We start from the raw sequence: 25,269 nt of genomic DNA, 5'->3' as shown, positions 1-25,269 counted from the left end.
AGATATAGTTTAGATATATCAATTTACGAGGCACACTATGCGACACGAACATGATGGCGGCGGACGTCGACCACGCTTTTTTGGTCACGGCGATCTGCGGCTGGTGATTCTGGATATTCTGACCCGCAACGCGAGCCACGGTTATGAGCTGATCAAAGAGATTGAGAACCTGACCCAAGGGAACTACACCCCGAGTCCTGGCGTGATTTACCCGACGCTGGATTATCTTCAGGATCAGGCATTTATCACCATTACGGAAGAAGAGAATGGGCGTAAGCGCATTGCCATCAATGCGGCAGGACAGCAGTGGCTGGAGGAAAACCAGGAACAGCTTGAGCAGATTCAGGCGCGTATCAAAGCCCGCGCGGTTGGTTTCCAGCTACGCAAAAACCCGCAGATGAAGCGGGCACTGGATAACTTCAAAGCGGTGTTAGATCTGAAGGTGAATCAGGGAGCGCTCAGCGACGCGCAGCTTAAGCAGATCGTTGGCGTGATCGACCGCGCGGCGCTGGAGATCTCCCAGCTGGATTAAGCCGGTGCGTGCTCGCTCACGCGGAAGACGCGTACCAGCTCTTTCAGGTGCATCGCCTGCTCGTTGAGGGAGGCCGCCGCGGCAACAGACTCCTCCACCAGCGCGGAGTTTTGCTGGGTAGTGGCATCAATCAGGCCAATCGCGCTGTTAATCTGCGAGATCCCCTCCGTCTGCTCGTGGCTGGCCTGGCGGATCTCACGCAGGATCACATCCATCTCTTCCACGTTGCCCACCATGCCATTGATAAGCTCGCTCGCCTTCTCGACCAGGTTCATCCCGTCCTGCGTCTGGCTGGTGGAGCTTTCAATCAGCTCACGGATCTCACTGGCTGACGAAGCACTCTTCTGCGCGAGCTGGCGCACTTCACCAGCCACCACCGCAAAGCCACGACCGTGCTCGCCCGCCCGGGCCGCTTCCACCGCCGCGTTCAGCGCCAGAATATTGGTCTGGAAGGCAATGGCATCGATCAGGTCGATGATGTCGGACATCCGGTTCGAGGTCTCGTTAATCAGGCGCATTTTGCTGGTCACCTGCTTCATCATCTCACCGTTGTTTTTGACCACCTTCGCGGCATCTGCCGACAGGTTGGTCGCTTCTCCGGTATGCGAAGCGGTGTTTTTCACCGTCGCGGTGATCTGCTCCATCGAGGCGGCGGTCTGCTCCACAGAGCTGGCCTGCTCTTCCGTGCGCGCGGCCAGATCCTGGTTCCCGGCGACAATCTGCGCGGCGGCGCTGGAGATATTCTCCGAGCCGGTCTGCACCTGCTGCACAATGTCCAGCAGACGCGTTTTCATCTCCATCAGGGCATGCAGCAACAGGCCGGTTTCGTCTTTACCGTGCGAGGTGATACTGCCGGTGAGATCGCCATCCGCAATCGCCGCCGCAAAATCCACGGCCTGGCCCAGCGGACGGGTAATGGAACGCACGATAAACCAGCCAATCAGGCTGCCTGCCGCCACGCTGAAGAGAGTAATGAGGATGAGCAGCAGACGGTTGCTCCTGAAATCACTTTCCACCTGCACCCCGGCGTTCTGCATCTCAGTGTTCTGAATCGCAATCAGCTGCTGCACTTTGGCTTTATAGGCCTGCTGCAGTTTTAGCGTGTTGGTCATCATCTCCTGAACGGCACCGGCGCGATCGTGGTTCTGCACCGCCTGCAAAATACGATACCGCGAGTCCAGATACTGCTGGCGCACGCCGCGTATCTCGGCGAGAACCTGCTGCGATTGTTGATCCTGCAGTGCCTTGTTCAGCTCGCCGAGGATCACCGTGATGTGCTCGCTAATCTCTTTGAGATGCTGCTGCGACTGCGCCGTGTACGTCCCCTGTTCATCCAGCAGCATGAGTTGCTGAGTGCTAATAAATTCCTGGAAGTTGTCGATTAACTGGTTCGCTTTTACCGTGGTCGGATAATCACTGGTAATGATGGATTGCATCCCGTTGTTTGCCCGGTTCAGACTCATTAAAGACAAACTCGCGCTCACCACCATCAGGACAATAAAGAATCCAAACGCCAGAAATAATTTCGTGCCGATTTTTACGTCATGTAAGAACATATTTACTCCATCGATGTGATTATTTCTCAGACGATCACCGTTATCGGTAACGAAACTGCTAACTTTATGACTTTGATCGTTTTTTTATTTCATAACCATCACAATGGATAGGCAGAGGCTATTAATATGGCCGTATCGATCGTTACTCAACTACCAGACGGGGCATTTCTGAAATAGCATCGGGAAAAAATGACTTAGGCAGGGATAAATAACTGAGGCACTTTCTTTAGTTACTTAATATAAAATTAACAATAAATCGCAAGAATAATTACAAATGAAGCGAAGGAAGCCGTTTAATCCTGACAGAATAAACGGCTTTTCTGGAACATTACAGACTCAATGGAGTACCGTCACCGCATCCTGAAGACGTCCGGCACGGTGTTTTACCATCGCGGAGATCTGCGCACTCTCTTCAACCAGATCGGCGTTTTTCTGCGTGATGCTGTCCAGTTCAGCCACCGCGCGGGTTAACTCCGAAAGCCCGGTAGCCTGTTCAGAGGTGGCATGGCTAATCTGCGCGATCAGCTGCGTGACGTTTTTCACCTGCTCAACGATATCATCCATGGTGCGTCCTGCGGCGTGTACCTGCTCGGAGCCGGACTGTACCTTGCTGGCGCTGGCATCAATCAGCTTACGGATATCGTTGGCGGCATTAGCGCTGCGGCTGGCAAGATGGCGAACTTCCCCTGCCACCACCGCAAAGCCTTTGCCCTGCTCACCGGCTCGTGCCGCTTCTACCGCCGCATTCAGGGCGAGGATATTGGTCTGGAAGGCAATATCGTTGATCAGGGTAGTAATGGAGCCGATACGCTGGGTACTGTCGGCGATATCGTCCATGGTTTTGACCACCGTCTGCATCGCGTTCCCGCCTTTGGTCGCCGCACTGCTGGCGGCTACGGAGAGCTTATCCACTTCGGTGGCGGTTTCAGAGTTACTTTGAACGGAGGCCGCCATCTGGTTCATCGTCGCCACGGTCTGCTGCACGTTTGCAACGGTCTGACGCGTGCGGTCGTTCAGATCCTCATTACCCTGCGCCAGCTTGTCGCTGCCGTCGCGCACGCTCACCACCTGGCTTGATACGTCATTGATTAACCAGCGACACATCAGCCCCAGTTGCCCCACCGCGCGAAGGGTCAGGCCCAGTTCGTCGCTGCGGTTCAGGTGCTGCACGCTATTGCACTCGCCGGTTGCCACCTTCAGCGCCTGTCGCGCCACATTCTCTACCGGGCGAACAATCTGCTGTTCAAACAACAACGTGCCCAGCAGCATCATTATCGCTGCTGCGGCCAACGACACCCAGCCAGCTGAGGTTGCCACCAGCGTGGCGGCGAGCGCGCCAAAGAGCACCGCCATCACGCCGCGTACCCGCCAGCGCAGCGGCATTGCCGGTAGTTTTCCGAACCAGCCCTGACGCACCACCAGCCCTTTATGGATCCGTTTGGTACAGCGTCCGGCATTCAGGGCCTTATAGAGTGGCTCCACGGTAGCGATCTCTTCTGCCGTCGCTTTGGTGCGAATCGACATATAGCCGGTGACCTTCCCGTGGCGCACCATCGGCACCGCGTTGGCGCGCACCCAGTAGTGATCGCCATTTTTACGGCGGTTTTTGACAATTCCGCTCCACGGCTCGCCCTGTTGCAGGGTGTACCACATATCGGCAAAAGCGGCTTTAGGCATATCAGGATGGCGCACCAGATTATGCGGCTGACCCATCAGCTCATTAAGCTGATAGCCACTCACCTGAACAAAGGTGTCGTTAGCATGAGTCAGATAGCTGTGGACGTCTGTGGTAGACATTAAGGTGGTGTCATCGTCCAGAAGATATTCATTCTGGGTGACATAGGTTGGAGAGGACATCGTGAGCATCCCTTGCAGGTTATTTGAATGTTAATTTTGTGGTTTATTGTTTTTTCGGCGGTAAACAATTTATCTTTAGTTGTTAAACTTGATGGAGATCGCAGATTTCACTTAAACCGCACTTTTTGTGAGATTTTATAATTGATTGATTTTAAATACTTTCACAATGAAATTATCTGCAAAGGATGATCTGTTAACGCCCACTTAAGTCGCACCGCCTGCACCCCCCTGGTGCAATTGACCCCATCCACGTCTTCCTGCCCCCGTTTTACGTACCGCTAAATCCCGTCTGGAAAACATCGGCATGATTAAATATTGCGCAACATTATTTTAACCTGGCGTTTATCCCGATTTTCGTTAAGTCCGCTGAAGTGGCGTAATCCCTGCAATACTTAACGCAGTATCATGTGATACGCGATCCCCGGGAGCATATTTTGAACAGGTTACCTTCCAGCGCCTCGGCTCTTGCCTGTACCGCGCACGCACTGAATCTCATTGAGAAGCGAACGCTTGATCATGAGGAGATGAAACAACTTAACCGAGAGGTCATCGATTACTTTAAAGAGCACGTCAATCCAGGTTTTCTGGAGTATCGCAAATCTGTTACCGCCGGCGGGGATTACGGAGCCGTAGAGTGGCAAGCGGGAAGTCTGAATACGCTTGTCGACACCCAGGGACAGGAGTTTATTGATTGCCTGGGTGGTTTTGGCATTTTCAACGTGGGGCACCGTAATCCAGTAGTGGTTTCCGCCGTACAGAATCAACTCGCGAAACAACCTCTCCATAGCCAGGAACTGCTCGACCCGCTTCGCGCCATGCTCGCGAAAACGCTGGCAGCCTTAACGCCCGGCAAACTGAAATACAGCTTCTTCAGCAACAGCGGCACGGAATCGGTCGAAGCGGCGCTTAAGCTCGCCAAAGCGTACCAGTCGCCGCGCGGGAAATTCACTTTTGTCGCCACCAGCGGCGCGTTCCATGGTAAATCCCTGGGCGCCCTGTCTGCGACCGCCAAATCCACCTTCCGCAAACCGTTTATGCCGCTGCTGCCGGGCTTCCGCCACGTGCCGTTCGGCGACATTAATGCCATGCGCACCGTGCTCAGCGAATGCCGTAAAACCGGCGATGACGTAGCCGCGGTGATCCTGGAGCCAATTCAGGGCGAAGGCGGCGTGATCCTGCCTCCACAGGGCTATCTGCCTGCCGTACGTCAGCTGTGCGATGAGTTTGGCGCGCTGCTGATCTTCGACGAAGTGCAGACCGGCATGGGGCGTACCGGCAAGATGTTCGCCTGCGAGCACGAGAATGTTCAGCCGGACATTTTGTGTCTGGCGAAAGCGCTCGGCGGCGGCGTAATGCCGATTGGTGCGACGGTTGCCACCGAAGAGGTCTTCTCGGTGCTGTTCGACAACCCGTTCCTGCATACCACCACCTTTGGCGGTAACCCGCTGGCCTGTGCGGCCGCGCTGGCCACCATCAACGTGCTGCTGGAGCAAAACCTGCCTGCGCAGGCGGAGCAGAAAGGCGACATGCTGCTGGACGGTTTCCGTCAGCTGGGACGTGAATACCCGGATCTGATCCAGGAGGCACGAGGTAAAGGGATGCTGATGGCCATTGAGTTTGTTGATAACGAAATTGGCTATAGCTTCGCGAGCGAGATGTTCCGCCAGCGGGTGCTGGTGGCCGGCACGCTCAACAATTCCAAAACCATCCGCATTGAGCCACCGCTGACGCTGACCATTGAGCAGTGTGAGCAGGTGCTGAAGGCGGCACGTAAAGCGCTGGCGGCACTGCGCGTGAGTGTGGAAGAGGCGTAAAAAAAGCCGGGTGGCGCTGCGCTTACCCGGCCTGCTTTTTATCGGTGAAACTCCGCTACCGTCATGGTAAAGCGCAGCACCTTTTTTCCCTCATTGGCATAGCCGTGCGCGGCTTCCGTTTTCGCCACCGCCGATGCCCCGGCAGCAACCTGCGTAACCGTCTCGTCCACCGTCAGGGTTAATATGCCTTCGTTCACGTGCAGCAGCTCAAAGGTGCCCGCCGGATGCCCCGAAGAGGTAAAACGCTCTCCCGGCTGCATCTCCCACTGCCATAGCTCAATCATATCCGGGCCCGCGGTTCCTGCCAGCAGTCTGGCGCGTCCGCCCTTTTCCCCCTGCCACAGCACCGGGATCGCGGCTTCTTCGATAACGTGCACCAGCGGCTCGCTGGAGACGTTAACGATATCCGCCACTGAGATACCGAGCGCGGCAGCCAGCTTGCACAAAATGGCGATGCTGGGGTTGGCTGCGCCCTTTTCGATCTCCACCAGCATGCCTTTGCTGACGCTGGCACGCCGCGAGAGTTCATCCAGCGACAGTTTTTTCTCTTTACGCCAGTTGCGTATGCGGTTCGCTACGGCCAGGCTTACCTGGGCGATATCGGCACCCTGTTCAGTCATTATATTGACTTTTCCAGTCATTGGTCACTACCATGGTATAAAACAGTCAATACAGGATTATTTATGTCTCTCGTTACGCCGTCAATAGACCCGCGCCTTGCCGCAATTGCCCCGGGCTTTCGGGCGCTGAGCATTCTGGTGGAAGCTGCGCCGGTTACCCACCCGGAAGTCGCTCCGGCCGTGCTCATGCAAGCCTGCCAGCAGATGCTTAATGATGATGTGCCGTGGGCTGACGCGCACCTTTCCGGCTGGGATGAGGTATTTAAGGCCTTCGGCGCAAAACCGAAACGTACGCCCTGCTCGGCATCCGCCTTACGTAAGCGGGTCTTAAAAGACGGCTCGCTGCCACCGCTCGATCCGGTGGTGGATATCTACAACGCGGTGAGCATTCGCTACGCCATCCCGGTTGGTGGAGAAAATCTTGCGACTTATTCAGGCGCGCCGCGCCTGACTCTGGCGGACGGCAGCGAGCCGTTTGATACCTTCAAAGAGGGGCAGCCGGTGGTGGAATACCCGGAGCCGGGCGAGGTTATCTGGCGCGACGACCTCGGTGTTACCTGCCGTCGCTGGAACTGGCGCCAGGGTATACGGACGCGTCTTGACAGTCAGGCGCAAACCATGTGGTTTATTCTGGAAAGTCTGCCGTCAATGCCGCTTACGGCACTGGAAGAAGCCGGAGCGGATCTGATTGATAACCTGCAATGTCTGATGCCGGGTGCAGTGGTGCACAGGCAGTTACTGACCCTGTAAGAGGATAAAAAATGTTTCGTGGAGTCAGCGCATTTCCGTTAACGCCCCTGAAAAACGGCACGTTTGATGAGCAGGCCTTTACGCATCTGCTCTCTCCTGTGGTTGAGGCAGGCGTGGATTCACTGGGCATTCTTGGCTCGACCGGGAGCTATGCCTATCTGACCGTTGAAGAGCGTGCCCGGGTGACACGCTGTGCGGTGGAACATGCCGGTAACATACCGGTTATCGTCAGCATCGGCGCAATGCGGCTGGACGATATTCTGCGTCTGGCTGACAACGCGCAAACGGCCGGAGTCTCCGGCGTGCTGATGGCACCCGTGTCGTACCAGCGATTAACGGATGAGGAAGTATTTAAGCTCTATGAAACGGTGACCCGCCAGCTCTCCGTACCGCTGTGCATTTACGATAACCCTGCCACGACCGGTTTTGCGTTTAGCGATGAATTGCTGTTTGCCGTCGCGTCTCTGCCAAATGTGGGCTCCATCAAGCTTGGCCGCGTGCCGGAGGACCTGTCGCAGGTACGTGCCCGGCTTCCTGATACGGTCACACTGGGTATCGCCGGTGACTGGCGGGCAGCCTCAGCCCTGCAGGCCGGGTTTGACGTCTGGTATTCGGTTCTCGCGGGGTTGTTCCCAAAAGCGGCGCTGGCGATAGCGCGTTCGGGGAAAAGTACAGAGTCAGAACGGTTAGAGCCGCTATGGGATCTGTTCCGTCGTTACGGTAGCGTAAGGGTCATCGCGGCAGCGGCGGAAATGAGGGGAAAAGTGGCAACACCCGGCTTGCCGTTCCCGTTGCAGGCAATTCAGGGAGAGCCGCGCGAGGCGCTTTCAGCGATCCTTGCGGAATTGGAACTGGCCTGAAAAACGCCGGGTGGCGCTGCGCTTACCCGGCCACACCGCATCATTCATAAAGTAATCATTCTCAGGAATGGTTGAGAAAGCAACGTCCCCACCCTCGCAGTTTGTCCCTCTGTCTACGTGTAATTAACCCGGTAAAAATACGTCTTCTCGACTCTTAATAGAAATCAGAAGATTGAATAATAGTAGCGCTAAAATTATAATGCGTAGATTCATTTGCGAGGACGTTTAAGCTATGCAGTACCTACTTGACGGGATAGTGCATTATAATGATGAATCGCGCATTTTAACCGATAATAAACGCGAAGTTGAGCTTTCACTGGCGACGTCGCGATTATTAAATGCACTTATTGACGCCAATAATTCTCAGGTCAGCCGTACTGAACTCCTTGAAAAAGTCTGGGAAGAACATGGTCTGGTTGCTTCTGATAACAACCTGAACCGAAACATATCTCTGTTGCGAAAAGCATTTCTTGAATTCTCGCTTGAAGACAAAATCGAAACAATACCAAAGCAAGGATTTGTACTGCACTGTCAGTGTACTCGTGTTAGTACTACACGTAGTAGCACGTACGAAAAATTTAAAAAAATCTGTTCCTCCCACAAAGGTTTTTACATTAGCACAATAGCATTAACCGTTTTAATGGTGAGCACCATCACTGCCTTTTATTTGTACCATTTAAACGATAGCACTATGCATAAATATAAGTCAGTCGGATTATGCGATGTCTATACTGACGAAAATGGCGTCAAACAAGAGAATATTGACTCATTTTTTAATACAAATTTAGGGCAAAGAATCGCATTAAAATGCCAGCAATATCCCCAAAATATCTATTTTGATGACAACAGAGCGCCTTTAAAAAGCAAGGTGTACTCAACTCACATTGCCCTGTGTGGCAAACAAAATACAGGGAAAGGACATGAATGCGAAAACTTCGTCAATATTAACAACAATTAATATTGTTTTATGCCTGTTGATGCTTCCCTTGCTTGCAATGGGAATATACAAGCTTGTTGGTGTTTATGATTACCTACCGATGAACTGTATGTCGACGGTACATATCAACTATGAAGATTCAAATAATGTCCAGCAAGGGATTAATGGAAATATCAAAATTGTTTTCCACATTACCAACGATGGTCTCGTCACGGTCAGCGAATACGGCACGTTGAACTATTATGGTAAAGAGTACCTTGTCGATCGTACAGGAAACATGACCATTGACACAGACGTGCAAAACGGATTCCATAAAGTTACGAAAGGTAAATTTCTTGCTAATCCGCAGGATAATGCACCTTCTGTGCTGATTGAAAAACTCACCACCAGCCAGCCTGTCCTGCACTATAAGATCCAGAAGCTTGACCCCAAAACCTGGAGAATAAGCGATTTGCAGCGTGCCATATTTATTTGCCGAAAATGAGTTTATTGACGCAAGCACATGACTCATTGTGCTAATGTTATGATTGCAAGACAGATGTATAGATTGTTAAATCAAAAAATAAAACTCGCACTTAACTCTTAACAAAAATCCAACCAGAAAGCAATTGGAGCAACCATACGTTCATCTAAACAAACACTCTACACGCCAAAAAAGCAGAACAAAAACCTTATTAAATGTGATTTTTCTTGATTTAATTCTACTTCCTCTGCTTTTCTCATACTCTTCCCTTCACTTCTTTTATTCTGCATTTTTTTATTTTGTATTTCTAATACCCCTCATAAAAGAATTGTTTGAATTTATTTCGAAAGTATTATTTAGCCAACTTTTTGGTGACGATGCTTTTATCTGTAAAGCATAGAAATCCATTTCATAAAATGTCAAAAACCCTAACAGGCGAAGCAACAAAGTGAGAGGAAGATATGCGCGTGTTAATATTAGATCCTAACATTATAAATCAGCATTATTTGAAAACCCAAATTGAAGAGGCAGGTATTTTAACTGATGTATCTTCGAGTATTGAGGAAGTGGAAATGTTTATGTTTTCAAATAAAGCTGAACTCCTGATTATGGCATCTGAAACGCTTTCCACTGCTGAGTTACAGGCGATTCGTAAGTGGCGACGCGAAGGGCGCACTATCCGCATCATGATCCTTAACAGCAGCAACGATATTGAACACAAGGTGAAAGCGTTTGAAAGCGGCGCTGACGATTATGTTGTCAAGTCTAGTCATATTGAAGAGATTATCATCAGAATTTGGGTTTTAGTACGCCGGAATTATCTCACCCCTTCCAGCCGTATTACTGCAGGTAATTTAGAACTCGACTTAAACAGCAAGGTACTCTTCATCAACAAGCAAAAAATTCGACTGACCCGTTTTGAATTTGAAATTATGAAGCTACTGGTGAAGAACAAAGGCAAAGCGCTGAGCAAACGTAAAATCATGAAACATCTCTACCACGACTGGATGGGTAAAGAAAACAATACCGTCGAGGTGCTTATTGGTCGTCTGAGAAAGAAATTGGCACCCTACAACAGCGGGCAAATCAGAAATCAAAGAGAAGAGGGTTATTATTACGATCTAAACGGTGCGATCTGAGTTACACCCAGCCCCTGTGCTGCCTTGATGGCATAAAAATTAACTTCATTTAAGTACGGTATATTTAACGCTTTTAAACTCACACTTCATCAATCACAGCTTCATTGTTAAGAAAATTATATGAACAAATCTACGACCAATACGCTATCGCTTTGGTCTTTAACGACGCTTGTCGTCGGAGCGATGATCGGAGCGGGTATATTTTCATTACCTGCTGCATTCGGACGAGCAACCGGTGGGCTTGGTGCAATTATTGCCTGGGTGATTGCCGGTGGCGGTATGCTGATGCTGGCATTTGTATTCCAGAACCTTGCGCAAAGAAAGCCTGAACTCAATGCGGGCGTCTTTAGCTACGCTAAAGCCGGTTTCGGCGAATATCCGGGCTTCATTTCGGCACTCGGTTTCTGGGCGGGTACATGTATCGGCAACGTATCCTATTTTATTTTAATTAAATCAACATTAGGCGCTTTTTTCCCTGCATTTGGCGAAGGTAATACGCTGCTGGCAATCGCTGTCTCATCAGTTGTTTTATGGTCTTTTCATCTCCTGGTATTGCGGGGTATTAAAGAAGCGGCCTTTATCAATACCCTGGCCACCTGTGCCAAGATCATCCCTATTTTTGTATTTATCGCCATTCTGATAATGGCATTCAAAAAAGAGATGTTTATGCTTAATTTCTGGGGCGGGGCCGCCGGAGAGCCACCTCTCTTCAGATCAATCTTTTCCCAGGTCAGAAGCACCATGTTGGTGACCGTATTCGTATTCCTTGGAATCGAAGGGGCAAGTATTTACTCGCGTTATGCAACTAACCGGAAAGACGTTGGCCTGGCGACCGTATTCGGCTTCATCGGGGTGCTGTGCTTACTGATGTTAGTCACCATGCTTTCTTATGGCGTTATGCCCCAGGCCGAGCTGGGAGCCTTACGGCAACCCTCAATGGCCGGTGTTCTCGAAAGCATAGTGGGACGCTGGGGCATGATTTTCATCAGCGTGGGATTAATTATCTCTGTCCTCGGAGCCTATCTTTCCTGGTCATTGCTCGCTGCGGAGGTTATTTATTCCGCGGCGTTGAAAAAGAGCATGCCTGCCGTTTTTGCACGCGAGAATCGCTGGCGCGTTCCCTCTTCAGCCGTATGGTTGACGAATATCTCGATACAGCTGTTCTTAATTATCACTTTTTTCAGCGATTACGCATTCCTGTTAGCCCTTGAGCTAACCAGCGCGATGACGCTTATCCCCTATCTTCTGGTTGCCGCGTATAGCCTGAAGCTGGTTATTACACGAGAAACCTACGAACAGTGCACAAAGGGATATTATAAAGACCTGGTGATCTCTGTCATTGCCACTGCCTATGCCTCGTTGATGATTTATGCCGGCGGATTAACGTATGTGCTGCTGTCCGCCGTTATTTATGCGCCTGGCACACTGCTTTATTACATTGCTAAGCGTGAGCAAAACAAAAAAATATTCTCTGGTACGGAACGAATATTATTTACCGCCATCGTGCTCGCGGCTTTGGCCTGTATTTATGGAATTATAAACGGAAATATTACCATTTAATTACTCTCTTAAGGAGATACTATGCAAGATATACCACTGGGTGTTCACTCCGAGGTCGGCCAGTTACGCAAAGTGATGGTATGCGCCCCTGGGTTAGCACATAGCCGTCTTACGCCGGGCAATTGCGATCGACTGTTATTTGATGATGTCATGTGGGTAGAGCGTGCCCGTCAGGATCATCTCGATTTTATTAACAAAATGCGCGGATGCGGTGTTGACGTTGTTGAGATGCATGATCTGCTCTCCGAAACGCTGGCTAACCGTCAGGCACGCAACTGGCTCATCGAACAGCAGATTACTGCTGATGAAATCCCGTTGGGTTTGCTTAATGAAACACGCTCGTTCCTGGATTCGTTACCCGCAGATCGGCTGGCTGAGTTTATGATCGGCGGGCTTTCAACCTATGATTTGCTGAACAGACACAGGGGCGATAAAGAAGAACTTGAACTCGTCGGAAGAGCGACAGGGCTGCGTGAATATTTGCTCCCGCCGTTGCCGAATACGCTTTATACGCGAGATACCACCAGCTGGATTTATAACGGGGTTACGCTTAATCCCCTTTACTGGCAGGCTCGCCGTGAAGAAACGTTACTGACCACTGCTATCTATAAGTTCCATCCGGACTTCACCCGTCAGACGATCAATACATGGTGGGGAGATCCAACGCGTTATCACGGATCCGCCACCCTTGAAGGCGGCGATGTTATGCCTATTGGCAACAAGACCGTTTTAATCGGTATGAGCGAACGAACGTCCTATCAGGCCATTGCCCAGCTTGCATCTGCCCTGTTTTCGAACCCGTTTAGCCATGTCGAGCGCGTTATTATTGCCGCGATGCCGAAGCTCAGAGCGGCGATGCACCTGGATACCGTATTCACCTTTTGTGACAGAGATTTAGTGACGCTATATCCCGCCATTGTTGATCAAATCGAAGTCTTTTCACTGATTAAGGACGACTCCCCAGGCGGAATGCGTCTGGAGCATTATTCAGAGCCGTTAACAGAGGTGGTAGCCAGGGCACTCAATTTACGCTCGCTCAGGGTCGTTGAAACCGAAGGCAATGTTTACGACACCGAGCGTCAGCAATGGGATAGCGGAAATAACGTGGTCGCCATGTCTCCAGGTGTCGTTATCGCCTATGACCGCAATACCAAAACAAACGACCGTTTGCGTAAAGAAGGCGTTGAGGTCATTGAAATTGTTGGGAGTGAATTAGGGCGTGGACGCGGTGGCGGCCACTGTATGACATGTCCATTAATTCGTGATGCCGTTGATTACTCATAAGGAAGAGAGATGTTTAAACGTTCTGTTTTAATTTTAGCCGGTTTGCTGGCATTGGCTGGCTGTACTGAAAAACCCGTTGGTTCTGCCCATCATGCAAGTGCTGCGCTTTCCGGTCAGGTGATGGCGCTGTCGCACGGCACAATCACAGGGGTGAGATACATCACAATCCAAAACGACACCGGAAGCAGCGCTGCCGGTACAGTCGGGGGCGCGTTGATTGGCGGTGCTGCCGGTAATGCTATTGGTGGCGGAAGCGGCCGTCTGCTGGCGACGGCTGGCGGTACCGTTGCTGGCGCGATGGCAGGACAGTCGATACAACGAGGAATGGCGCGACATAATGCGGCTGAACTCTTTATTCGTCCTGATAACGGGCAAGAGTTCGTCACCGTGCAGCCTGCCCGTGAAGGTGAATTTGTCGTAGGGCAACGTGTAAATATTACCTCGCATCGCGGTCAGGTAACGATCTCTCCAGCTCAATAACACGCTTTATCATATCTGCCACAACAGGATAATTGTCCTTTTCATTAAGGATGAAAATTTTTTGTGGCAGGTTTTTATCTTTTATTCATTCCATGTGACCATTTATATCCTTAAGAGGGCATCATTGTGACGACTCATCTATTACAATTTTGGAATATGGCAGCCACCCTGTTTTCTATATTCTTTTTTATTGCGTATCTGTTTGTTATTTTCCAGATCGTTACTGATTTATTCCGTGACAATACACTCAACGGCTTCTTTAAATCGCTCTGGATAATGCTGTTACTTTTCATCCCGCTGATCACCTCTGTTTTTTATCTCATTCTGAGAGGTAAGGGAATGGCCAAAAGACAACGTGCTTACAGACTGGATGCGAATGCCGCAGCACAATATAGTCTTTGTAAATCACCAGCGGAACAAATATCAGACGCCAAAAAACTATTAGACCAGGACGTTATTAGCCAGGAGGAGTTCGAACTCCTTAAAAAGAAAGCCATAAATTAAATCACAATGACTAAGGATGGCGTAATATCCAACCTTAGTCATTTCGTTTTAGAAAATCAGTCATCTCTGGCGCTATTAACAATTCGTCTCATGTTTTGTTAATGCGCTGGCCTATTTATTATTTTTAACTACTTTTATCCACTGGAGCGTTCGCAATGAAAAGCACTACCCCCTGGCAGCCCTGTAAGGAAAAAATCGACTTTATCGGCGGCTTTTATCATTTATTTTTGTTGATTTGCTCTGTTTTACTCTGGAGCGGGTTACTTCTTTTTGCCACACGTGCCTATGGCCAGACTCATGCTGATGAAAATGCAGCAAGCTGGGGCAGCAGGATTGTTTCCGATATTACGCAAACCTGGACAGATTATGATAGCCACGATATTTATCTTCCTTTTATCAGCTGGCATAACCGGTTCATGTACGATAAAGAAAAGACCGATCGCTATAATGAAATGCCCTGGGGTGCCGGAGTGGGTGTTTCTCGTCATCACAGCAATGGCAACTGGAGTGCACTGTATGGAATGGTGTTTAAAGACTCACATAATGAGTGGCAACCGGTCACCGGCTATGCATGGGAGAAAGGATGGCATCCAGGCCAACAAAAAGATTTCAGGTTGGGATTAGGGGTGACCGCCGGGATAACGGCGCGTAAAGATATGGGCAACTACATTCCCTTACCGATTATATTCCCGCTTTTTTCAGCGAGTTATAAAAATGTGAACATCCAGTTCACCTATATTCCTGGCACCTATAATAACGGAAACGTACTCTTCGGGTGGTTACGTTACAACCTGTAGCAGGGCTCAGCCCTGCATTACACTCTCGGTCTTTTTACTATCAGCGCAGGAAAGGAAATGTTTTAAGAGAAGAAGGAAGAAGAGTATCTGGATAAAAAGGAGGGTAAAGAAAAATGACTGGATTATATGCAACGACTCACCGCGAGCGTAGGGCTCGCGGTGAGTGTTTGTTTAGAATTGAAGTGCGGCGCCCAGGTAAGCACCATCAAGCAGCGTATGATTAGGCGTACCGGATTTACCATGAACGCTAATATGACGGTAACCCGCTTTGAGTTTCACCTCATCTCGTACCTGCCAGGCCAACCCTGCATCAACTTCAACATAGTTTTCGACGGCATTGTTCAGGCCACGTGGCGCGGTATAACCTTCACCATAGGCATACACCTCATCGCTAAAATGGACACGAACCCCGCCACCAATCGGTGCCGCAAATCCATTATCACCTTTCTTAGGCGCCATATAGATGGCCTTGGCACCTGCGTATAGATCGGCTTTACCCAGAGACACCTGATAACCCAGGCCGGCACCGCCAGAATTACGGCCATCATTATAATTGTTAGCCCAGTTTGCAGTATAAAAAATACCGGTCGGCTCAGGCGCAATCAGTGCATTTAACTCCGTATGTTGTGTACCTAACTGAGCGCCAATTTCAGCGGCGTTAGCACCAACAGAAATAGTTGAAAGAATTGCCACTACTGTGAGTGTTTTTTTAAACATTTGTTATCACCTAATTTACATTAAAAAAAAGAAGTCAGAACCTTAAACAAGCTCTGTCTGGTGGCTTATTTTAGGGGGCGATGTTATATGAATTTCAAACAAACAAGAGATCCTCACTCACCATACTCTCATTCATTAATCAGCGAGGTGGCAGCTGCGCACGCTATAAAATGACGTGTGTTTAAGTTCCATCTATCTTTTCGCACTAGAATGCCTCTTTATTTTCACCGAAACCAGTGAGGAAACCATGTTCCCGGAAGAAAATATCAGACGGCCCAAAAAACCAAACTTTATCCGTTATCTTTTTCTGTTCAACCTTTTATTGCTGCCCCTTTTCATGATTGTGGCACGCCTGGTCTGGGGACAGGATTTCTTTTCTGTTTCTCCCAATGGCGCTTTGTTCTGGCCGGGTGCTGTCTCGCACGTTTTGTTGCTGGGCGGGGTTTGGTTGTTTTTAGATGTTCTGTTTATGATTTGGTTTTACCTTACCAACAAAAAAAACTGAGGAGCAACGCTTATGCTGCTATTTATTTCATGGCTTTTTGCATTAGTTGGCAGTGAATTACTGCTGTTACAGATCAACTCAGTAAGCATTATCATGCCTCTCTTATATTTATCTATGGGGATAATGTATTTATATCAAAAGAATAAAATAAGGAATATGTTATGGCTGGATGCAAACTTAAAAAAAACACGCATCCTCAACCTCAAGGTTCTGTTTGTGGCAGCGCTTAGTATTATGTTATCTATCGTCGCGCATATCAATTTCGCCATTAACTCCTTGCTGATCATGCAATGGTTAAAAGCATAGTTTATGCGATGTCCATATCTTTATTCTGTGCCCCCATCATCAACCACGCTGCGCTTTAAAACCTAAATACAGCAGATATCAGGTTGAATATCTATGTTTAGAGGATTTATGCGCAAGAAAAGTATTAGAGTGTTGAAGCGTTGTATTTTTATCCTTTTGGGCTTCACGCTTTGTGCAATGACAGGCCTGTTTTATTGGGTACAGCGTAGCGGCGAACTCCAGCCCTGGCATACTTTTGTCCCTAATGAATTACGCGAAAACGAGATCGATCGGGCCGACTGGGATGACTATATCAATGCTGAAAACGCCCTCTTCATGGAGGTGCATAACAATGTCGTTATGAAGCAAACCGATCAGGATACAACGAGTTTAAATCGTTATAACCCGTCAAGCCCGGTATTTCCGGACACCCTTCCCACAGACTGGAATCGATCCTATATCATGCGCCCACAGGCGGAACCGAGAGGGGCTGTGGTGTTACTGCATGGACTTACGGACTCCCCTTACAGCCTGCAGCATATTGCCCGGCTCTATCAAAAAGAAGGGTTTGTCGCCATCGGGATCCGTCTACCTGCCCATGGAACCGTACCCGGGGCATTAACGGATGTAAAATGGCAGGACTGGCTGGCAGCAACGCGTCTTGCGGTGCGCGAGGCAACAAAAATGACCCATGCGGATGCGCCGCTGCATATTGTTGGTTTTTCCAATGGTGGGGCGCTGGCCATGAAATATGCCATCGATGCCCTTGATGATGAGAGCCTGAAGAAGCCACAACAAATTGTCCTGATTTCTCCCATGATAGGCATAAGCCGCTTTGCTCGGTTTTCGGGAATGGTCGAATGGACAGCCTTTCTCCCGGCCTTTTCTCGTGCGGCCTGGTTAGGTCTGGTACCAGAATTTAATCCTTTTAAATATAACTCTTTTCCCGTGAATGGTGCGCGGCAGGCTTATCTTCTGACTGAGACATTGAAACGGGACCTTACGCGACGCAAGTCATCGGCTGGCTGGAAAGATCTTCCTCATGTGCTTACGTTTCAGTCCGTTCTTGATTCCACAGTCAGTACCCGGGCAGTGCTGGACGTGCTCCATCATAATCTACCGGATAACGATAGCGAACTGGTGTTGTTTGATATTAATCGTGCGGTCAATTTTCGTGCACTGTTTCGCCACTCTTCGGATCGCGCGCTATCACACTTACTGGCAACACCACAGCGTACTTACACGACGACTATCGTCAAAAACGCCTCTTCAGAGAGTATGAACATGGTCGCTTCGACGCACTTAGCACACTCAACAACAGCAGACGTGCAGCCCCTTAATGTGCGCTATCCGAGAGATGTTTTTTCACTCTCTCATGTCGCCCTCCCGTTTCCTGTCCATGACTCTTTATATGGAAGTGAACCCTATGAACCGAATCACTATGGTCTGAGTCTGGGTGTTTTACGCGTCAGAGGGGAGCGAGCGGTACTGCTGGCAGATATGGACTCCTTAATGCGTATCACCTCGAATCCGTTCTATCCCTATCTGATTGAAAGGATTGCTGGCGTCATAAGATAATGGAAGAGGCGTTTTTTAACGTCAGCTCATCGTTGGGGATAGATGAAATAAAAGACAACCGGCGCCAGAGTATAACATTCGTTATTCTTCGCATCTTTCACCACTATCCCCATTGAATCGCTGGCTGCCGGTTAATTTGTCACTCCGGCAGCAGCCCCACAAAACTGCGTTTTTTGCGCGGCTCCGACATCAGCTCTTCGAGCTTATCCACGCAGGCCAGGTAGTGCGGCGTTTTTTTATGCGCCAGCACCGCCTCTTCGTCTTTATAGGCCTCGTAGATAAAGAACCGGGTTTTCACCCGGGGGTCCTGCAATACGTCAAAACGCAGGTTTCCCGGCTCCTGAATCGCGCCCTCGTGGTTGGCGCGAAACACCTTCAGAAACTCGTCCACCCGCTCGGGTTTGATGTTGATCTCCACTAACGTCACGTTCATTCTGCTTCTCCCTGTTTCTCTTCCTGCCAGAACTGGAACGCCTCCCGGGCGCTCAAGTTCTCGTGAACCACTTTCTTCACCGCCTTCAGCATGGCGAGCGGCGCGCTGGACTGGAATATGTTGCGCCCCATGTCCACGCCGGAGGCTCCCTGGTCAATCGCGCGCCAGCACATCTCCAGTGCCTCGTGCTCCGGCAGCTTTTTCCCCCCGGCGATGACGATCGGCACCGGGCAGCTGGCGGTCACTTTTTCGAATCCTTCATCCACATAGTAGGTTTTAACAAACTGCGCCCCCATTTCGGCGGCAATACGGCTGGCGAGCGAGAAGTAACGCGCATCGCGCGCCATCTCCTTGCCGACGCCCGTCACCGCCAGCACGGGCATCCCGTAGCGTGCCCCCGCATCCACCAGCTTGATGATGTTATTGATCGACTGATGCTCGAATTCACTGCCAATGTACACCTGCGCCGCCACCGCACAGACGTTCAGGCGCAGCGCGTCTTCCATTGCCACTGCCACGCACTCGTTCGACAGCTCGCCCAGAATTGAGTTACCGCCGGAGGCGCGCAGGACCACCGGTTTATTGGTGGCGGCCGGTACGGTGCTGCGCAAAATACCGCGGGTACACATCAACACGTCGGTTTCGGCGAACAGCGGCGCGATAGAGAGATCGATACGCTCAAGACCGGTGGTCGGCCCCTGGAAGTAACCGTGGTCAAAGGCCAGCATCACCGTGCGGTTGCTTTTTGGGTTGAAGATGCGCGAAAGCCGGGACTGCATGCCCCAGTCCAGCGAGCCACAGCCCTTCAGGGTGAACGGTACATTTTGCTGCGGTGTACCGATGCCAAAATCCTTACCGTCTTTAATGTCGTCTAAATCAGCCATTTGCTCCCCCGTCAGAAATCGTATTTGTTGATGTTCTCTTTGGTGAACACCACGCGCTCTGGCAGCAGCACGATGCCGTTGCCTTTTGCTTCATACTGGTAGCCCTGGACGCTGTTCGGCTCGACCTTCAGCGTACCGATATCTTTTACCTCCACGCTGTCGCCGACGTTAAGATCGCCTTTTTTCAACAAACGATCGGCGACATTGACCGCAATTTTGCCCTGTTGCACCACATCCCACAGGCCGAAGGCTTTAACCGTGCCGCGCTCGACGTACGGACGCATGACGTTAGGCGTACTGAATCCGACAATCGCCACCCCTTCCCGCTTCAGGTTTTCCGCCGCCTGCGCCGCGGCAGGCAGAGCGTTGGCATCCGGGGCGATGATCGCATCCAGATCCGGGTATGCTTTTAAGATCCCTTCGGCGGTTTGCAGGGATTTGGTGGCGTCGTTATAGCCAAACTGGGTGGTCACTATCTGCCACTGGGGATGATCTTTTTCGATTTTGGCCTTCGCCTCTTTCACCCACTGGTTCTGGTCGGTGACGGTCGGGCTGGAGTAGAAGAACGCCACTTTGGCATTCGGTTTTGTCACCTGCTTCCCGGCCATCTCCACCAGCAGGCCACCGAGCTGCTCCGGGGTACCCTGGTTGATGTAGATGCTGCGGCACTCCGGTTTGGTGTCGGAATCCCAGGTCAGCACTTTGACGCCGCGCTGCATGGCGCGCTTCAGCGCCGGGCAGAGGCCATCCGGCGACACGGCGGAGACGATAATGGCGTTATAGCCCTGGTTGACGAAATTATTGATGAGCTGCACCTGGCCGGAGACGCTCGGCTCGGTTGGGCCGTCGTAGGTGACGTCCACGCCGAGGTCTTTCCCCGCCTCTTTCGCGCCATTGCCGCCGCTGGTGAAGAAGCCCACCCCCACCAGCTTCGGGATAAAGGCGATGCGGTCCGCCGCCTGCGCCGAGGCGAAGCTGAGGGCCATTGCCAGGACTATCAGTTTTGTTTTCATCTTACGCTCCGGATAGTTTTCTAAAGAGAGAACGCACCCATTCACGGTGCAGACTCAGCGAACGTCCCATCACCACCACAACCAACAGCGCCCCTGACAGCGCGCTCGACACCTGGTTGGGGATGCCGACCATCTGTAACCCCTGCTGCAGGTACCCCACCAGCAGCGCTGCCAGTGCCGTACCGATAACCGAACCTGACCCGCCATAAATATTCGCCCCGCCGAGTACGGCAGCGGTGAGGGCTGGCATCAGCAGATCGCGCCCCAGATCCGAGCGCGCGGAACCGAAATAGGAGACCATCACCAGCGCGGCAATGGCCGAGGCGACGCCCACCAGGCCATACAGCGCGTAGGGCATGCCGTTAACCGACAGCGCCGCATAGCGCGCGGCGCGCGGGTTCTGGCCGATTAAGAACAGATGCCGCCCAAAGCGCCCGCGGTGGGTAATCAGCCAGAAGAAGAGCGTAATGAGCGCAAACAGCACCAGCGGAACGGGCAGACCTGACACGGTCAGGTTAGCGAACGCGGTAAAACTGTCCGGGAAGCGGCCGATGCCCTCATAGCCCGTCGCGCCCGCCATGCCGGAGAGCAGCAGCGCCCCGCCGCCGTAGAGGTAGAGCGTGCCGAGAGTGATAACTAAAGGGCTGATACCCGTGTAGTGGATCAGCGCCGCATTCACCAGCCCGCACAGCAGGCCCAGCAGCAGCGTCAGAGGAATGGCGACCGCCATCGGCCAGCCCGATTGCATCATCACCCCCAGCGCAATGGTGCACAGGCCAATGGTTGAACCGAGGGAGATATCGATCCCGCCGCTGATAATCACCAGCGTCAGCGGCAGCGCCACAATGCCGATGCAGATAAAATCGCTGGTGCTGAACAGCAGCATGTTGATGTCGAGCATCCGCGGGTTGATGGCGCCAAAGAGCAGGATCTCCAGCACCAGTAAGATCAGCAGCGCGCTTTCCCAGTTAAGCTTCATTTACGCCACCTCTTTTTTGCGTTTGGGAAATGGGGTGACGTGCTTTCCCCCTCTGTTACCCGGCTGGAAGCGACCGTATTTCAGCGCCCGCTGATGACGCGCCAGCGCCTGGCGCAGACGCCCGTCGAGCACCAGCACGCCCAGCAGCACCAGCCCGGCGATAAAGTCATTCCACCACGCCGGGAGCTTAAACAGCACCAGTACGGTGTCGATTTGCGTCAGGAAAAAGGCCCCAAGCAGTGCGCCAATCAGCGTGCCCGTCCCGCCCAGCAGCGAAATGCCGCCGAGCACGCAGGCGGCGATGGCTTTCATCTCCAGCCCGCTCCCGGTCTGGTTTGGCACAAAGCCAATCTGCGCGGCAAAGACAATCCCGGCGCAGGCCGCCAGCATGCCGTTGAGAGTAAAGGCGATCATCCGCGTGCGGTTGACCGCCACGCCCAGCTGGCGCGCGGCGGCAAGGTTATCGCCCACGGCATAGAAATCGCGTCCAAACGCGGTACGCGAGAGCGTCCACGCGCCGATGGCGGCCAAAAACAGCACCACCATGCCGAGCGGCGAAATGCCCACGGCTATGGGTTCAGAAAGGGATTTCAGCCCCGGCGGTAACCCTTCAATCCACTTTCCACCGGTCCAGAGCAGCATCGCCCCGCGATACAGCCCCAGCGTGCCGAGGGTGGCGACAATCGCCGGGATGCGCAGCGCCACCACCAGCAACCCGTTGAACGCCCCTGCCAGCGCGCCGACAGACAGCGCGAACAGCATCGACACCGGCAGGCTGTAGCCATTGTTCAGCGCCACGCCGACGGCGATGGCGGAGAGCCCCACGGTGGAGCCCACGGAGACGTCAATATTGCGGGTCAGCATCACCAGCGCGGCGCCAAGCGCCAGCAGGATCAGGATTTGCGCGCTGGCGAAGATCATCCCCAGCGTCTGAAGGCTCAGGTACGCCGGATTAAGCGCCACCAGCACGGCAAACAGCGCCAGAATGGCGAGAAACGCGCTCAGCTCGCGGTTTTTCAGTAACGTCTTCATGATTGTCCTCCGAACGCCAGCGCCATCATCCGATCGAGGCTGACGGCATGGCGCGGCAACTCGCCGCTGAGCACGCCCTGGTGCATCACCAGCACGCGATCGGCAAGGCCAGGAAACTCATCGAGATCGCTTGAGATCATCAGCACCGCCACGTTCTGCGCGGCCACGCTTTTGATGAGCTGGTAGATATCAGCACGTGCCGACACATCCACGCCGCGCGTCGGTTCATCGACGATCAGCAGTAACGGGTTGGCTTCCAGACAGCGGGCCAGCAGCACTTTCTGCTGATTCCCGCCGGAGAGGGTGCGCACGGTTTGATCCGCATGGTTGAGTTTGATCCCCAGCGCACGGTGGTAACGCTCCACCACCGCGGACTCCCGCTTGCGCTGCTGCCAGAGAGACGGCTCGTTCAGCGCCACGGTGTTCCAGCGGATGGGTGCATCCAGGAACAGGCCGGACACCTGCCTGTCTTCCGGCAGATAAACCAGGCCTTTGTCCAGCCGGGCGCCCACGCTCTCGTGAGTGATCTCCTGATTCTCCAGCCAGACCCGTCCGCCACGCACCGGACGCAGGCCGTAGAGTGTCTCGGCAAATTCGGTGCGCCCGGATCCGACCAGCCCGGCCAGACCGACGATCTCGCCTGCGTAGATCTCAAGCGAGAGATCGATAAACCCCTCCCCGGTAAGATCGTCCACGCGCAATACCGGAAAATCCTGCGGCTGGGTGCGACGGTTTCCCGGCAGCGCCAGCCAGAGTTTTTGCGCATCGCTTAAGCCTTTCTCCCGGCTCACCGGCGTCATGGCGGCAATCAGCGCGTTATCGTCGAACTGCGCGGTTTCCCCGCTGAGCACTACGGCACCGTCGCGCATCACCGAGACGTGGCTTGCCAGCTGGCGGATCTCCGGCAATTTATGCGAGATAAAGACGATACCGACGCCCAGATCCTGCAGGGCGCGGATCTGGCGAAACAGACGTTCGGTTTCACCCGGCGTAAGGGAGGCCGTGGGTTCGTCGAGGATCAGGATCGTCGCGTTACGCATCAGACCGCGCAGGATCTCCACCATCTGCTGATCCGCCACTTCCAGCGTGCTGGCGATCGCGTCGAGATTTAGCTGGCACTGCAGCTGCTGCAGCTTCTCCGTCAGCCGATTCTCTCTTTCCCGTTCACGCGGCAGGCGGAAAAGGATGTTTTCCCGCACCGTCAGATTGGGGAACAGGAGCGGTTCCTGAGGCACCAGATAGATACCTAACTTATGGGCCTGCACGGGCGTGAGCCGCGCATATGAATGACCTGCTACGGAAAGTTCACCGCTGTCCGGCGTCTCCACCCCGGCGATGATCTTCATCAGCGTCGATTTACCCGCGCCGTTCCCGCCCATCAGCGCATGCACCTGGCCCGCAAGCAGCGTGAAATCAATGCCTTTCAAAACCGGCACCCCGGAAAACTGCTTGCAGATGGCTCGTGCTTCGATAAGTGGGGTCATCATCGCTCCGCTATTGAACAAATGATTTTTAGATTTAATAATGTTCAAAAGCGTAGACGGTGAACTATATTTACAACCGTGCAGGGATCACAGTTTTATCGATTAAGATCCAACTGAACCAGAAACTATCTAAAAGATCCGTTTTGCCGCGTGGCTCACATTTTCGACCTGCGCCGTCACGAACATATGATCTAAATTTTTATAAGAGTTCAATTATGAGCGATAAACGCACTGCGGAAGAAGGTCGGTTTGCCGGGCTGGCACTGGCGGAAGAGGAGCTGGTTGCCCGCGTGGCCTGGTGTTACTACCACGACGGATTGACGCAAAACGACATTGGCGAACGGCTCGGCCTGCCGCGCCTGAAGATCTCTCGCCTGCTGGAGAAAGGTCGCCAGTCCGGGGTGATCCGCGTGCAGATCAACTCCCGCTATGAGGGCTGTCTGGCACTGGAAACCGAACTGCAGCAGCGCTTTGGGCTAAAGCTGGTGCGCGTGCTGCCAGCACTGAATACCCCGCCAATGAACGTGCGGTTAGGCATTGGTGCCGCGCAGTCGTTAATGGGCGTGCTGGAACCCGGCCAGCTGTTAGCGGTGGGATTTGGTGAAACCACCATGAGCAGCCTGCAACATTTAAGCGGCTTTATCAGCTCGCAGCAGATCCGCCTGGTGACGCTCTCCGGCGGCGTGGGGCCCTATATGACCGGTATCGGCCAGCTGGACGCGGCATGCAGCGTCAGCATGATCCCCGCCCCGCTTCGCGTCTCCTCCGCCGAGGTGGCCGGGATCTTAAAACGTGAAACCAGCGTACGGGACGTGATCCTCGCCGCAACGGCCGCCGACGTGGCGGTGGTCGGGATTGGGTCCGTGAACCAGCGTCGTGATGCAACGATATTGCGCTCAGGCTACATCAGCGAAGGTGAACAACTGATGTATGCCCGTAAAGGGGCCGTCGGCGACATTCTCGGTTATTTCCTCACTGCCGAAGGAGAGTGCGTTGAGGAGCTGGAGATCCACAAAGAACTGCTGGGCGTCACGCTTGATGAACTGGCGCAGTTACCTACCATCGTCGGCGTGGCTGGCGGTGTTGAGAAAGCCGATGCGATTTACGCCGCACTGAAAGGTCGCCGTATCAATGGCCTGGTGACGGAAGAGACAACAGCCCGCGCGGTGCTGGCCCTGACGTAACGGGGTAAGCCCTGCGCTAACA

26 protein-coding genes are annotated in these 25,269 nt (G+C 52.5%); 16 read left to right on the top strand and 10 right to left on the bottom strand.

The window, feature by feature from the left end:
• Window positions 1–37: 37 nt before the first annotated feature.
• On the top strand, window positions 38–532 hold the full coding sequence (locus tag PUZ33_RS04345) for a PadR family transcriptional regulator (RefSeq protein ID WP_013098824.1): 495 nt from the start codon (window positions 38–40) through the stop codon (window positions 530–532).
• On the opposite strand, the gene PUZ33_RS04340 is transcribed toward PUZ33_RS04345, so the two are convergent.
• Both PUZ33_RS04340 and PUZ33_RS04335 read right to left on the bottom strand, forming a co-directional pair.
• A complete protein-coding gene (locus tag PUZ33_RS04340; protein ID WP_058680994.1) occupies window positions 529–2,088 on the bottom strand; it encodes a methyl-accepting chemotaxis protein in 1,560 nt (519 codons plus the stop codon). The genes PUZ33_RS04345 and PUZ33_RS04340 overlap by 4 nt on opposite strands.
• Before the next feature lie 336 nt (window positions 2,089–2,424).
• A complete protein-coding gene (locus tag PUZ33_RS04335) occupies window positions 2,425–3,945 on the bottom strand; it encodes a methyl-accepting chemotaxis protein (RefSeq protein ID WP_058680995.1) in 1,521 nt (506 codons plus the stop codon).
• A gap of 434 nt (window positions 3,946–4,379) precedes the next feature.
• Between PUZ33_RS04335 and ygjG the strand changes: the two genes are divergently transcribed.
• Complete coding sequence (gene ygjG / locus PUZ33_RS04330) at window positions 4,380–5,759, top strand: putrescine aminotransferase (protein WP_013098827.1); 1,380 nt, start codon at window positions 4,380–4,382, stop codon at window positions 5,757–5,759.
• 38 nt (window positions 5,760–5,797) lie between these two features.
• Here ygjG and PUZ33_RS04325 read toward each other — a convergent pair whose 3' ends face one another.
• Window positions 5,798–6,400, bottom strand: a complete 603-nt coding sequence (locus PUZ33_RS04325) for a helix-turn-helix domain-containing protein (protein ID WP_058680996.1) — start codon at window positions 6,398–6,400, stop codon at window positions 5,798–5,800.
• A gap of 42 nt (window positions 6,401–6,442) precedes the next feature.
• Here PUZ33_RS04325 and PUZ33_RS04320 point away from each other — a divergent pair, with 42 nt between their 5' ends.
• From PUZ33_RS04320 to pagP, 10 genes are all read left to right on the top strand, one after another.
• A complete protein-coding gene (locus PUZ33_RS04320) occupies window positions 6,443–7,129 on the top strand; it encodes a B3/B4 domain-containing protein (protein WP_058680997.1) in 687 nt (228 codons plus the stop codon).
• Between the two features lie 11 nt (window positions 7,130–7,140).
• Window positions 7,141–7,989: a dihydrodipicolinate synthase family protein gene (locus PUZ33_RS04315; protein WP_058680998.1), complete on the top strand. Its 849-nt coding sequence runs from the start codon at window positions 7,141–7,143 to the stop codon at window positions 7,987–7,989.
• Between the two features lie 232 nt (window positions 7,990–8,221).
• Window positions 8,222–8,947, top strand: coding sequence for a winged helix-turn-helix domain-containing protein (locus PUZ33_RS04310; RefSeq protein WP_062676734.1), 726 nt, complete (start codon window positions 8,222–8,224; stop codon window positions 8,945–8,947).
• Window positions 8,910–9,410 (top strand): hypothetical protein, encoded by a 501-nt coding sequence (locus PUZ33_RS04305; protein ID WP_062676733.1) that lies wholly within the window; start codon window positions 8,910–8,912, stop codon window positions 9,408–9,410. The genes PUZ33_RS04310 and PUZ33_RS04305 overlap by 38 nt, the downstream gene beginning before the upstream one ends.
• A gap of 440 nt (window positions 9,411–9,850) precedes the next feature.
• Entirely contained in the window at window positions 9,851–10,528 is a 678-nt protein-coding gene (locus tag PUZ33_RS04300; protein ID WP_013098832.1) for a winged helix-turn-helix domain-containing protein, read from the top strand.
• 120 nt (window positions 10,529–10,648) lie between these two features.
• Window positions 10,649–12,088: a basic amino acid/polyamine antiporter gene (locus PUZ33_RS04295; RefSeq protein ID WP_038420667.1), complete on the top strand. Its 1,440-nt coding sequence runs from the start codon at window positions 10,649–10,651 to the stop codon at window positions 12,086–12,088.
• Between the two features lie 21 nt (window positions 12,089–12,109).
• Complete coding sequence (locus tag PUZ33_RS04290; protein ID WP_045293622.1) at window positions 12,110–13,372, top strand: arginine deiminase; 1,263 nt, start codon at window positions 12,110–12,112, stop codon at window positions 13,370–13,372.
• Window positions 13,373–13,381: 9 nt separating this feature from the next.
• Window positions 13,382–13,852: a glycine zipper 2TM domain-containing protein gene (locus PUZ33_RS04285; protein ID WP_058681000.1), complete on the top strand. Its 471-nt coding sequence runs from the start codon at window positions 13,382–13,384 to the stop codon at window positions 13,850–13,852.
• Between the two features lie 126 nt (window positions 13,853–13,978).
• A complete protein-coding gene (locus PUZ33_RS04280) occupies window positions 13,979–14,356 on the top strand; it encodes a zinc metalloprotease HtpX family protein (RefSeq protein ID WP_029883828.1) in 378 nt (125 codons plus the stop codon).
• A gap of 155 nt (window positions 14,357–14,511) precedes the next feature.
• On the top strand, window positions 14,512–15,153 hold the full coding sequence (gene pagP / locus PUZ33_RS04275; RefSeq protein WP_020689405.1) for a lipid IV(A) palmitoyltransferase PagP: 642 nt from the start codon (window positions 14,512–14,514) through the stop codon (window positions 15,151–15,153).
• Between the two features lie 171 nt (window positions 15,154–15,324).
• On the opposite strand, the gene PUZ33_RS04270 is transcribed toward pagP, so the two are convergent.
• Complete coding sequence (locus PUZ33_RS04270) at window positions 15,325–15,870, bottom strand: YfaZ family outer membrane protein (RefSeq protein WP_062676732.1); 546 nt, start codon at window positions 15,868–15,870, stop codon at window positions 15,325–15,327.
• Window positions 15,871–16,117: 247 nt separating this feature from the next.
• On the opposite strand from PUZ33_RS04270, the gene PUZ33_RS04265 reads away from it, so the two are divergent.
• The 3 genes from PUZ33_RS04265 (at window position 16,118) to PUZ33_RS04255 (ending at window position 18,238) form a co-directional block, all read left to right on the top strand.
• A complete protein-coding gene (locus PUZ33_RS04265; protein WP_023622126.1) occupies window positions 16,118–16,375 on the top strand; it encodes a hypothetical protein in 258 nt (85 codons plus the stop codon).
• Window positions 16,376–16,387: 12 nt separating this feature from the next.
• Window positions 16,388–16,681 carry a hypothetical protein gene (locus tag PUZ33_RS04260; RefSeq protein ID WP_020689402.1) on the top strand — a complete coding sequence of 98 codons (294 nt, stop codon included), beginning with the start codon at window positions 16,388–16,390 and terminating at the stop codon, window positions 16,679–16,681.
• Window positions 16,682–16,789: 108 nt separating this feature from the next.
• The gene (locus PUZ33_RS04255) at window positions 16,790–18,238 is read left to right on the top strand and encodes an alpha/beta hydrolase (RefSeq protein WP_058681007.1); all 1,449 of its coding nucleotides are present in this window, start codon (window positions 16,790–16,792) and stop codon (window positions 18,236–18,238) included.
• 139 nt (window positions 18,239–18,377) lie between these two features.
• Here PUZ33_RS04255 and lsrG read toward each other — a convergent pair whose 3' ends face one another.
• From lsrG to lsrA, 6 genes are read right to left on the bottom strand one after another with little or no spacing between them, the layout of a single operon-like run.
• Window positions 18,378–18,671, bottom strand: coding sequence for a (4S)-4-hydroxy-5-phosphonooxypentane-2,3-dione isomerase (gene lsrG, locus PUZ33_RS04250; protein WP_045902633.1), 294 nt, complete (start codon window positions 18,669–18,671; stop codon window positions 18,378–18,380).
• Complete coding sequence (lsrF, locus tag PUZ33_RS04245; protein WP_045902632.1) at window positions 18,668–19,555, bottom strand: 3-hydroxy-5-phosphonooxypentane-2,4-dione thiolase; 888 nt, start codon at window positions 19,553–19,555, stop codon at window positions 18,668–18,670. The genes lsrG and lsrF overlap by 4 nt, the downstream gene beginning before the upstream one ends.
• An 11-nt stretch (window positions 19,556–19,566) precedes the next feature.
• Entirely contained in the window at window positions 19,567–20,568 is a 1,002-nt protein-coding gene (lsrB, locus tag PUZ33_RS04240) for an autoinducer 2 ABC transporter substrate-binding protein LsrB (protein ID WP_020689399.1), read from the bottom strand.
• 1 nt (window position 20,569) lies between these two features.
• Window positions 20,570–21,547 carry an autoinducer 2 ABC transporter permease LsrD gene (gene lsrD, locus PUZ33_RS04235; protein ID WP_252107674.1) on the bottom strand — a complete coding sequence of 326 codons (978 nt, stop codon included), beginning with the start codon at window positions 21,545–21,547 and terminating at the stop codon, window positions 20,570–20,572.
• Window positions 21,548–22,579 carry an autoinducer 2 ABC transporter permease LsrC gene (gene lsrC / locus PUZ33_RS04230; protein ID WP_045293618.1) on the bottom strand — a complete coding sequence of 344 codons (1,032 nt, stop codon included), beginning with the start codon at window positions 22,577–22,579 and terminating at the stop codon, window positions 21,548–21,550.
• Window positions 22,576–24,063: an autoinducer 2 ABC transporter ATP-binding protein LsrA gene (gene lsrA, locus PUZ33_RS04225; protein WP_047361246.1), complete on the bottom strand. Its 1,488-nt coding sequence runs from the start codon at window positions 24,061–24,063 to the stop codon at window positions 22,576–22,578. Before lsrA ends, lsrC begins: the two co-directional genes overlap by 4 nt.
• A 215-nt stretch (window positions 24,064–24,278) precedes the next feature.
• Between lsrA and lsrR the strand changes: the two genes are divergently transcribed.
• Window positions 24,279–25,247 carry a transcriptional regulator LsrR gene (lsrR, locus tag PUZ33_RS04220; RefSeq protein WP_013098851.1) on the top strand — a complete coding sequence of 323 codons (969 nt, stop codon included), beginning with the start codon at window positions 24,279–24,281 and terminating at the stop codon, window positions 25,245–25,247.
• Window positions 25,248–25,269: the final 22 nt, after the last annotated feature.

Source organism: Enterobacter cloacae complex sp. 2022EL-00981 (assembly GCF_028737495.1).
In the GTDB taxonomy this organism is placed as follows: Bacteria; Pseudomonadota; Gammaproteobacteria; order Enterobacterales; family Enterobacteriaceae; genus Enterobacter; species Enterobacter cloacae.
The sequence above is the reverse complement of the archived record's forward strand: the minus strand, read 5'-3'. Positions and strand labels throughout refer to the sequence as shown.

Bases quoted from the DNA above. Each gene is read 5' to 3' on its own strand.
- PUZ33_RS04300 (WP_013098832.1), top strand. From the start codon at position 9,851: ATGCGCGTGTTAATATTAGATCCTAACATTATAAATCAGCATTATTTG.
- PUZ33_RS04325 (WP_058680996.1), bottom strand. From the start codon at position 6,400: ATGACTGGAAAAGTCAATATAATGACTGAACAGGGTGCCGATATCGCC.
- PUZ33_RS04270 (WP_062676732.1), bottom strand. From the start codon at position 15,870: ATGTTTAAAAAAACACTCACAGTAGTGGCAATTCTTTCAACTATTTCT.
- lsrF (WP_045902632.1), bottom strand. From the start codon at position 19,555: ATGGCTGATTTAGACGACATTAAAGACGGTAAGGATTTTGGCATCGGT.
- lsrC (WP_045293618.1), bottom strand. From the start codon at position 22,579: ATGAAGACGTTACTGAAAAACCGCGAGCTGAGCGCGTTTCTCGCCATT.
- lsrR (WP_013098851.1), top strand. From the start codon at position 24,279: ATGAGCGATAAACGCACTGCGGAAGAAGGTCGGTTTGCCGGGCTGGCA.
- PUZ33_RS04315 (WP_058680998.1), top strand. From the start codon at position 7,141: ATGTTTCGTGGAGTCAGCGCATTTCCGTTAACGCCCCTGAAAAACGGC.
- PUZ33_RS04310 (WP_062676734.1), top strand. From the start codon at position 8,222: ATGCAGTACCTACTTGACGGGATAGTGCATTATAATGATGAATCGCGC.
- PUZ33_RS04285 (WP_058681000.1), top strand. From the start codon at position 13,382: ATGTTTAAACGTTCTGTTTTAATTTTAGCCGGTTTGCTGGCATTGGCT.
- PUZ33_RS04260 (WP_020689402.1), top strand. From the start codon at position 16,388: ATGCTGCTATTTATTTCATGGCTTTTTGCATTAGTTGGCAGTGAATTA.
- lsrG (WP_045902633.1), bottom strand. From the start codon at position 18,671: ATGAACGTGACGTTAGTGGAGATCAACATCAAACCCGAGCGGGTGGAC.
- lsrA (WP_047361246.1), bottom strand. From the start codon at position 24,063: ATGACCCCACTTATCGAAGCACGAGCCATCTGCAAGCAGTTTTCCGGG.
- lsrB (WP_020689399.1), bottom strand. From the start codon at position 20,568: ATGAAAACAAAACTGATAGTCCTGGCAATGGCCCTCAGCTTCGCCTCG.
- PUZ33_RS04340 (WP_058680994.1), bottom strand. From the start codon at position 2,088: ATGTTCTTACATGACGTAAAAATCGGCACGAAATTATTTCTGGCGTTT.
- PUZ33_RS04290 (WP_045293622.1), top strand. From the start codon at position 12,110: ATGCAAGATATACCACTGGGTGTTCACTCCGAGGTCGGCCAGTTACGC.
- PUZ33_RS04265 (WP_023622126.1), top strand. From the start codon at position 16,118: ATGTTCCCGGAAGAAAATATCAGACGGCCCAAAAAACCAAACTTTATC.
- PUZ33_RS04295 (WP_038420667.1), top strand. From the start codon at position 10,649: ATGAACAAATCTACGACCAATACGCTATCGCTTTGGTCTTTAACGACG.
- PUZ33_RS04305 (WP_062676733.1), top strand. From the start codon at position 8,910: ATGAATGCGAAAACTTCGTCAATATTAACAACAATTAATATTGTTTTA.
- PUZ33_RS04345 (WP_013098824.1), top strand. From the start codon at position 38: ATGCGACACGAACATGATGGCGGCGGACGTCGACCACGCTTTTTTGGT.
- PUZ33_RS04335 (WP_058680995.1), bottom strand. From the start codon at position 3,945: ATGTCCTCTCCAACCTATGTCACCCAGAATGAATATCTTCTGGACGAT.
- pagP (WP_020689405.1), top strand. From the start codon at position 14,512: ATGAAAAGCACTACCCCCTGGCAGCCCTGTAAGGAAAAAATCGACTTT.
- PUZ33_RS04320 (WP_058680997.1), top strand. From the start codon at position 6,443: ATGTCTCTCGTTACGCCGTCAATAGACCCGCGCCTTGCCGCAATTGCC.
- PUZ33_RS04255 (WP_058681007.1), top strand. From the start codon at position 16,790: ATGCGCAAGAAAAGTATTAGAGTGTTGAAGCGTTGTATTTTTATCCTT.
- lsrD (WP_252107674.1), bottom strand. From the start codon at position 21,547: ATGAAGCTTAACTGGGAAAGCGCGCTGCTGATCTTACTGGTGCTGGAG.